Source organism: Nocardia sp. NPDC060220 (genome assembly GCF_042727815.1).
Lineage (GTDB): Bacteria > Actinomycetota > Actinomycetes > Mycobacteriales > Mycobacteriaceae > Nocardia.
The window spans coordinates 1-3,138 of the sequence record NZ_JBHWZY010000801.1 but is presented as its reverse complement, the minus strand read 5'-3'; the positions used below and the strand labels follow the sequence as shown (position 1 = coordinate 3,138).

The window sequence follows — 3,138 nt, the reverse complement described above, 5'->3', positions numbered from 1 at the left end:
GTGACATGTTCGTACCTCTCTGGGACGTGAGTGGAGGTCCCGCTCCGACGGAGTGCTCCGCCGGAGCGGGACCGATGCGCCCCTGCGCTGCGACAACGCCTTTCGACCACAGCGAGCTGCGGGAGACGGGCGCGTCAGGGGCGGGCATGCGGCGGGCTCTGAACCCGCTGGCTCGAGGTGTTCGTGACCGGGGGCCTGCCGCATGAGTTCTGAATCGGCGGCACGCGCCAACGACAAAGCCCCCGTGCCGTTTTCACGGAACGAGGGCTGAGGAAGACGGTGGCTACCGGTGGTGTCGGCCGGGTGCCAGCTGGCGAAGCATCTCGCCCGAGCTGGATGTCGGCCACAAGCACCGATAGGGGTATTCGGAGGGCATCCCGGGCAGCCAGCCCAGGCGGTTCAGCAGGTGCACCGGGATCACCGCGAACTCCTCGTTCGCCAGGTGTTGCAATCGCCAACCGAGCAGGAACTCGGTGACCCCGAGGAGCGCGGAGACATCGGTGAGGTTGTCGCCCACCTCCAGCGCATCACGCAGGTGGGCGACGGGGATGAGGCGTTGTGCCACCACATCGTGCACCTGCATCTCGATCCGGCCCCGCCATCGCTCGCCGTCGAGTGCTGCTGCCAGTTCGCGTGATTCGGCCATCTCGATGTGGGCGACGGCGTGGGCGATGACTTCGTTTCGTACGTGACCGGACAGGTCGGCCTGGATAAGGACTGCGCGGTCGACTACCGACCAATACGACACGAAGTCGAAGACCACGGCCGAATCAACCCGGATTCCCTGGTTGAACGCAGATTCTTGGGCGTTGAACCCATTGCGCTGCACCGCGATATCTTGTCGGTCCGGCATCGAGGCATCCGACTCACCTTCATCACCCATGGCAATACACAACTCTCACAACTCGGAACTGACCACGACCCGTCGCATCATCACCACCGGAGACGGTGTCAGATGCCGTGTGTCAGGTCACCGAGAGGTGGTACGCGTCACCGTGGTCGGCGCCCGGAGCGAGCGCCAGCGATCCACCGCACCAGCGACAACCTGGAGGTCTTCTACGCAGATGTCGGACAGATCGACATGGCCGACACGGTTCCTTCGGCCTGGTATCGAGTCGTCTACTCGATAGAGGGACTCGCCTTCGCGAGTAGGTCTCTCACCGGTCGGCTTACCGGATTCATCGGGAGTAAATGCATCGAATGCACCTGACACAAGTAGAACCTCACCCAGCAGCCGAAATGTCGAGACTCTCGGTCGAGAGCACGCGCCCATTCTAGCGTTGACGTGAACCGAGTCCCGGTCAGGATCTGCGGGGTCAGCGCTCGCTGACATCGAATCGCGGTGTCCCGAAATGATTTTGGGCACGACGAATCCCGCTGGCACTAGTTTGCGTCATCGGCCACAACTTGTCAACACCGACTTTCACACGATGCCAAATCCCAGGTAGGCGTGGGTATTTCGATACACCGACGCGAAGAGACGAGCCCGAACTTCATGCGGCCTAAGCACTTCGGGCACCTGGATCCAGCCGTGCCGGGTTCCACAACGCCAGCGGGGCGCCGGCAACAATCTGCCGACGCCCCGCTGGGTCACTCTGTTCGCTATGCATCTTTCGCCCGGTGCCGCGCCGGAAGGGCACGGTGCGCATCCAAAACCTCACCCACGATGAAGAGCTCCGGCCAGTCCGGCGACCAGGGCCCCGGGACGGGACTGATCAGACCAGCCTTGCGCAGTGTGCGCACCCGCCGAGCGGTGAGGTTGCGGAAACCGTCACCCAGCTCTTCGGCGAGTTTGCCGATCGCGGCCGCATGGAGGCGAACCGCCCTGGCGCGCAGGACCAGAGCCGCATCGGCGGGAGCGAGATCGACCGGCGGACACACCACCGCTTCCGCGGCCTCGATCGCCGCGGCGAACTCAGCGGGCGCGGCCTCCACACCTTCCGTCATCGCCAGCGCGATGATGTTGCGCTGCAACCATTCCGCCATGCCGCTGGTGGTCACGACCCCGGTGTAGTCGATGCCGCGCTGTTCGCAGACCAACCGAACCCAGGCCACCAAGACCGACTGGAGGTGGTCGGCCGCGCGAGCAGCGACGGGATTGAACGGAAGTCGCTGTTCCTGCGAGCCACTGCGCGTGCGGTAGTCCACCGCGCCGAAGCGGGTCTGGCGCGTGCGCGCGTCCGACAGGTCCTCGGCCAGGTCGGGGATGTCCCCGAGCATCCGGGCCAGATCCCGCGCGGCTTCCCGATCCAGGTACAGGTGGTTGTCATCGGCCCACCTGTCCAGGGGGGTCACGCCGCATGAATCCTCACGAATGCGGTTCGACGCCGTGACGGCATCGTATGGGCCCATGTACTTGCTCCTTCGGTCGATAGCGGGCCGGAGCCCCGGTCGTACCCTGCTACGCGGCCGAAATCGAGTGGCGCGCCCCCGGGCGGTGTCCAGGAGTGGCTCCTACTGGGACCCACAATCGGACACCCGTTGTATGCAACGTTGTTGCAACGCGTCTGTCAAGCCGAGGCGGCAGAGTGCTGTACCCAGTCACCTACCGCCACAAACAAACTCGCCCTTCGCTGTTACGGTCTACATCCGGTGCAGGATTTCGATTCGCAAATTCGCAGCCGATGACTACATACACTTCATGCATCAGTGCAAACAATCTGCTACCCTCGATGCATGGTGAGACAACGGAGCGCGGTGGTCCCCGCCGAGGTCAGCGCCACCCTGCGACTTGCTCGCAAGGAGCGCGAGATGTCGATGGACCGCGCCGCGAAAGCAGCACGGATCAGTACGAGCCTGTGGACGCAGGTCGAGAACGGGACCCAGTACAAGCGCGGACAGAAGGTCCCCGCCAGCACCACGGCCGAGACCTTGCAGGCCATGGCGGCGGCGGTCGGTCTCGATGCCGAACCGCTGCTGACACAGGCGGGGCTGGACCCGATCGAGACGGAGCAGGTTCGGCCGCAATCCACCGAGGGAATCGTCGATCTCTCCGGGTTGTCCGAAGGTGATCTGCGAATTGTCGCCGCTTACGTCAACGGACTTCGCGCGGCCAGACACAGCTGAGCTCGAACGACGAATGCCCCGCTCATCGCGGGGCATTCGTCGTTTGCGTACTGCGTCAGGAGGCCGGGGGAG

Annotated in this window: 3 protein-coding genes; 1 reads left to right on the top strand and 2 read right to left on the bottom strand. The window is 64.3% G+C overall.

Going from position 1 to position 3,138, the window contains the following annotated elements:
- Positions 1-283: 283 nt before the first annotated feature.
- Positions 284-853: an ImmA/IrrE family metallo-endopeptidase gene (locus tag ACFWF3_RS29895; protein WP_379316974.1), complete on the bottom strand. Its 570-nt coding sequence runs from the start codon at positions 851-853 to the stop codon at positions 284-286.
- 749 nt (positions 854-1,602) lie between these two features.
- Positions 1,603-2,295, bottom strand: coding sequence for a hypothetical protein (locus tag ACFWF3_RS29890; RefSeq protein ID WP_379316972.1), 693 nt, complete (start codon positions 2,293-2,295; stop codon positions 1,603-1,605).
- Between the two features lie 381 nt (positions 2,296-2,676).
- Here ACFWF3_RS29890 and ACFWF3_RS29885 point away from each other — a divergent pair, with 381 nt between their 5' ends.
- Positions 2,677-3,066 carry a helix-turn-helix domain-containing protein gene (locus ACFWF3_RS29885; RefSeq protein WP_378989183.1) on the top strand — a complete coding sequence of 130 codons (390 nt, stop codon included), beginning with the start codon at positions 2,677-2,679 and terminating at the stop codon, positions 3,064-3,066.
- Positions 3,067-3,138 lie beyond the last annotated feature (72 nt).

What these genes read in the sequence shown, in the direction of transcription:
- ACFWF3_RS29895 (WP_379316974.1), bottom strand. Translation starts at nt 853, where the DNA reads ATGCCGGACCGACAAGATATCGCGGTGCAGCGCAATGGGTTCAACGCC.
- ACFWF3_RS29885 (WP_378989183.1), top strand. Translation starts at nt 2,677, where the DNA reads ATGGTGAGACAACGGAGCGCGGTGGTCCCCGCCGAGGTCAGCGCCACC.